We start from the raw sequence: 4,147 nt of genomic DNA, 5'->3' as shown, positions 1-4,147 counted from the left end.
GAGGTCGGGCGCGGCGATTAGCCGTTGTCCCGAACCGTCTTGTTCGTGCTTAGTTTGCTTCGATCCACTGGATGTCTCGAATATCGGGATCTGATGTCAAAATCTCGTCCATTGCTTTGGTTATTTTTTCCAACTGCTCTGAAGCATCAATCTTTTTAAATAGCTTTCTTACTTTCGGCGTTCGAGGCTCAGTGAAGCACAAGAACTCATTGTCGTCGCCATACTGGTGGCCGCAGCAGATCGCTAGCCGGAATTCTTTATTCTCGATTGGAAGATAGTAGCCCCAATCTTCAGTGAAGTAATCCTCAATAGGGATTCCTTTTTCTTTTAGTTTGGTAGTCAAATATTCTGCAAGTCGACGCCCCCAGAGACCCGGGTTGATTTCCTCTTCTTCACCTTCATAGGCGGGGAACTTATCAGATCTGAATTCGACTTGAGTTTTCATAATTTTTTCCACGAACGAGAAGGAGTCTCAAGGAGTGAGCGAGGAACGAGCGAACGGAGTTGAGACCTCCGACTGGATAGAACTCAGATGCCCGAAATGCCACGCAACTGCATCATGCGATGGAATCCCGCAAGAATCTCGACCATCCCATACTAACATCATCTGTTTTAGTTGTCGGAATCGAGGGTCGATCTGCCTGAGGAAATATCATAATTTATTTTTCTAGCAAAAATAGAGACTCGCACGTCGTCCCCCTTGTGGTCACGATGAACAATGTCTTCAATTTCGTAGTATTCACCTTCGTCTTCGGTATATCCTTCTTTTTCAATGAGAACGATCTCTTTCCGTCTCGGATGAACTGAAAATCTGACATCGCGGAATTCATATCCAGTAGTGCGGTCATATACGCAGTAGCTTATGGTTTCTTTCATATTTTTATTTCTATCGTCAATCGTGAGCCGCGCGCGGTAGCGCGTTGGCTCCACGATCTTGTTCGGATTCCATGTATTCCTCGTCCACGTAGAGATTGTATCTCACCCAAGGCAGGCATTTCGGGTCGATCTCTGATTCAATATCAATTTCTTTTACCTTCTTAATGATCTCAGAGGCACAGCGCTTTGCAAAATCACTATCCGCTTCTCCACGCCTTGGCGCCACGTCGTAAACACAGATAGACTCGGAACCGTCCTTCATCTGGAAAAATCCATTCCATTGCCCCTTGTCGTTCACAACCCAGACCTCAAACGCCTCAACTGCATATCCCAACTCGGAATATGCGGAAACCACTTCTTCCAGATCTTGCCTCTTCCACGCAAGTTCACCATTCGAAGCGGTAAACGCGCGCGCGGTGAGAATGCTTGGGAGGAGAGATTTCATTTCTTTTCCGAACGTGAAGGGTATGCACCCGAGTCATGGGGATCAAGCACAAGGCGGGCGATCAATCTCGGGTTGTATACCCGTCTGGTTAGCGCGTCTCTGCCGATGCTCATCGGGAATTGGCTTTTGGCTAGAAGAATATAATAAGATTCTCATTACCAATCCGGGGTCCAATCCCATTCTGAGTCGTTGTTATCAATCTCTATTTCAGGCTTAAGTTCGCCGGGGAGTCCTCGGTACCTTCTTCCTCGATCTTCGCCATCAAATACAATTGTTCCGTCCTTACGGAGAAGCCCATACGCGACAACATAGGTTCCTTGGGCTGCATAGGACATATACTCTATTTGAATGACGCCATTTTCGTCTAAGCTGTAGTAGCCAATCGTGCCACCATTTCGTCTTTTCATCCACTCCCAGTCCGACATCTCAGACGTATCAAATGTCTTGATCTGGCCCGTGGGCCAAAACCTAACCATCCAGTAACCACGAGGACTCTCGCCTATATAGACTGCATTGAAGTCAAGTCTCTCAAGGCCCTCTCTGGGTTCGTTCTCTAAACTCCATTTCGGATTCTTTGGTACAAGTCTGTCAGCCTCGTCGATCTTGTAATGGACGTAACACCCCTGACTCAGGAAAAGCGTGATAAACAGAAAAAATCTCTGAAATCTTGTTTTCAAATCGCTAACGATGAGGTGTCTCAAGACTGTAGCGCGGAGCGCGAAAGGAATTGAGACCACCGGCTGGTTCTAGTTTGTTGTTCTGTGGGTGTCATCTTACTCATCCTTGTCCCATTCGTCTTTTGATCTGATCCATGCACCCCCGACTTTTTCTCTAGTGGCTGAATAGCCGGGTTCAAGGTAAGCAATCTCGAAAACAGTCGGGTCGAATTTTACTATTTCCTTAATTCCGACCAGCATCGCTTCTTTTGTTGTCACTGTGTGCCCCGATTGGAAACCCCAGCTGTGGTCGTCTTCGTAATGCGTGACAAGTAGGATAGGCATTCCTTCGTTCATCACCTGTGTCGAGGTAATCGCTGCGACATTAGGAGCTTGGTCGAATGGCCATTCTTCTGTTTCCATTTTTATTCCTAGAACGCAAAGATGAGGCATCCAGCCCATCGGAAAATAAAAACACAGAGGCGGTTAATGGATTGCCTCAATCGTCTGGTTCTGAGTCCTTTTGTTTTTCGAAAGTCCCATATCAAGATAATCGAAAAAAATATAAGGTAGAAATTATGACTCCATACGAGGATGGGTATGTTCAAGGGTATATCTATGTAACCCTTTGGGCGTATATTAAATATTCAATTTTTTCTTTTTTCACTCAGAGTATTCCAAGGTTATCTCAACAATGTTAGGCAAATCTGGTTTTTGAGAAAACGGTATTTTGTATTTCACTTTTGTGACTTTGAATAATTTTCCGCTATCACTGTTTTCTATTAGCTCTCCAACGCGAGGAATATACTCTATTCCTTGGGGGTTAAAATTTTTATTAGGATATTTGAATATTACGGTCATGGTTTATTTTTAGTTTATTATGAGTAAAAATTTAATTTCAGAACGTGAAGCACTATCGCGACTGAAGCGCGGAGCGCGAAAGGAGTTGATAGCTGCGCCTGGATCTAAATTCCATCTCTAGGAAATTCCATGCTGCTACGAACAAAAATCTTATCTCCGTGATGCTTTAATCTTTTCATCAATTCAGGATCACTGTTCACATCCTTAAAAAACAAGACTATTGCGGATAGAAACGCCTCTGACAACTGCTCTAAATTCAAGATGATGTGCTTCTTTCTGTCTGGGTCGATCTTCGATTGAAGCATGTCGATGTGTTCTTTAGGCCCCTGATAGTATTCAAGTCGACGCGCTAACCCAGATCTCGATTTTCTTGAATCAGGTTGGTTCGTGTGAAGCACTCCGCACCTTGCGCCCCAGATATCCTCGGCTGCGACATCTACTTCGATTTCATCAATTAGATATTTTTCAACCCAGTCTTTATAGATTAGGCCGTTAGTATCCTCTTGGTCGATCGGCCTAGTCAATGATGCAAGCATATCGATCGCGGTATAAATCAAGATCATCGTTGGAAGTCGCTTTTTGTTCTCTAAACAGTATAGCAAGGTCTCCCCGATTTCCTTTGTGTGGGCTTCAATTTCTCTTAAATTCATTTACTTAGATCGGAAAGGTGTATCACGCAGTGTAGCGCAGCGAAACGGAGTTGATACGATCGACTGGATGGAGCTATTTTTTGAAGAGGTCACTGTGGCTTCCAGAGCGTTCCAAGAAGAGTGTATCAGGTTCATTTCTATAAATCAGAATCCAGTTAGTCTCAACGTGGCAGTCTCGGGAGCCCACCCACTTGCCGATCAAGGCATGATCGCGATGCTTTTCTTCGAGAGGCGCGTCTGCGGCAAGTATTCGAACGACATCACCAAGCTTCTCGAGGTCCTTTCCCCTTTTCTTCAGGCGCTTAATATCCTTCTTGAATTGGCTGGTTTGGATGACCGGCTTCATTCACTTCCAGCTGTCAATTAGAGCATCCGCACTTTCGAAACGCTCCAGATTGCGACCCGATCGGGAGTCTTCCAAAGCCTGTTCTGTTTCTTCATTCGGGATTTCCACAGAAAAGGGAAGACCATTTCGCAGGGTGATCTGAGTGTAAAACATACGAATGGCCTCAGTGGGGCTCATTCCAAGGCGATGGAGAATCGTCTCCGCCTTTTCTTTCGTCTCCGGATCGATGCGACTGTGAATAGCTGCTGTTTTCATGTCTCCCAATGTGTGGCATATGCAACACAAGTCAAGCTGGCTTTACTTTCTCCATCGT

Annotated in this window: 9 protein-coding genes; all 9 read right to left on the bottom strand. The window is 45.2% G+C overall.

Going from position 1 to position 4,147, the window contains the following annotated elements; translation table 11 throughout:
- Positions 1-49: 49 nt before the first annotated feature.
- The gene (locus tag H5P30_RS02140) at positions 50-445 is read right to left on the bottom strand and encodes a hypothetical protein (RefSeq protein ID WP_185691322.1); all 396 of its coding nucleotides are present in this window, start codon (positions 443-445) and stop codon (positions 50-52) included.
- Positions 446-612: 167 nt separating this feature from the next.
- A complete protein-coding gene (locus H5P30_RS02135) occupies positions 613-876 on the bottom strand; it encodes a hypothetical protein (protein ID WP_185691321.1) in 264 nt (87 codons plus the stop codon).
- Between the two features lie 16 nt (positions 877-892).
- The gene (locus tag H5P30_RS02130) at positions 893-1,321 is read right to left on the bottom strand and encodes a hypothetical protein (RefSeq protein WP_185691320.1); all 429 of its coding nucleotides are present in this window, start codon (positions 1,319-1,321) and stop codon (positions 893-895) included.
- 155 nt (positions 1,322-1,476) lie between these two features.
- The gene (locus H5P30_RS02125; protein WP_185691319.1) at positions 1,477-2,058 is read right to left on the bottom strand and encodes a hypothetical protein; all 582 of its coding nucleotides are present in this window, start codon (positions 2,056-2,058) and stop codon (positions 1,477-1,479) included.
- A 36-nt stretch (positions 2,059-2,094) separates the two neighbouring features.
- Positions 2,095-2,400, bottom strand: coding sequence for a hypothetical protein (locus H5P30_RS02120; protein ID WP_185691318.1), 306 nt, complete (start codon positions 2,398-2,400; stop codon positions 2,095-2,097).
- Positions 2,401-2,640: 240 nt separating this feature from the next.
- On the bottom strand, positions 2,641-2,838 hold the full coding sequence (locus H5P30_RS02115) for a hypothetical protein (protein WP_185691317.1): 198 nt from the start codon (positions 2,836-2,838) through the stop codon (positions 2,641-2,643).
- 104 nt (positions 2,839-2,942) lie between these two features.
- Entirely contained in the window at positions 2,943-3,488 is a 546-nt protein-coding gene (locus tag H5P30_RS02110; protein WP_185691316.1) for a hypothetical protein, read from the bottom strand.
- A gap of 73 nt (positions 3,489-3,561) precedes the next feature.
- On the bottom strand, positions 3,562-3,834 hold the full coding sequence (locus H5P30_RS02105) for a type II toxin-antitoxin system YafQ family toxin (protein WP_185691315.1): 273 nt from the start codon (positions 3,832-3,834) through the stop codon (positions 3,562-3,564).
- The gene (locus H5P30_RS02100) at positions 3,835-4,089 is read right to left on the bottom strand and encodes a type II toxin-antitoxin system RelB/DinJ family antitoxin (protein WP_185691314.1); all 255 of its coding nucleotides are present in this window, start codon (positions 4,087-4,089) and stop codon (positions 3,835-3,837) included.
- Positions 4,090-4,147: the final 58 nt, after the last annotated feature.

The organism is Puniceicoccus vermicola, assembly GCF_014230055.1.
In the GTDB taxonomy this organism is placed as follows: domain Bacteria; phylum Verrucomicrobiota; class Verrucomicrobiia; order Opitutales; family Puniceicoccaceae; genus Puniceicoccus; species Puniceicoccus vermicola.
The sequence above is the reverse complement of the archived record's forward strand: the minus strand, read 5'-3'. Positions and strand labels throughout refer to the sequence as shown.

Coding starts and splice junctions, on each gene's coding strand:
- H5P30_RS02140 (WP_185691322.1), bottom strand. CDS start 445: ATGAAAACTCAAGTCGAATTCAGATCTGATAAGTTCCCCGCCTATGAA.
- H5P30_RS02135 (WP_185691321.1), bottom strand. CDS start 876: ATGAAAGAAACCATAAGCTACTGCGTATATGACCGCACTACTGGATAT.
- H5P30_RS02130 (WP_185691320.1), bottom strand. CDS start 1,321: ATGAAATCTCTCCTCCCAAGCATTCTCACCGCGCGCGCGTTTACCGCT.
- H5P30_RS02120 (WP_185691318.1), bottom strand. CDS start 2,400: ATGGAAACAGAAGAATGGCCATTCGACCAAGCTCCTAATGTCGCAGCG.
- H5P30_RS02115 (WP_185691317.1), bottom strand. CDS start 2,838: ATGACCGTAATATTCAAATATCCTAATAAAAATTTTAACCCCCAAGGA.
- H5P30_RS02110 (WP_185691316.1), bottom strand. CDS start 3,488: ATGAATTTAAGAGAAATTGAAGCCCACACAAAGGAAATCGGGGAGACC.
- H5P30_RS02105 (WP_185691315.1), bottom strand. CDS start 3,834: ATGAAGCCGGTCATCCAAACCAGCCAATTCAAGAAGGATATTAAGCGC.
- H5P30_RS02100 (WP_185691314.1), bottom strand. CDS start 4,089: ATGAAAACAGCAGCTATTCACAGTCGCATCGATCCGGAGACGAAAGAA.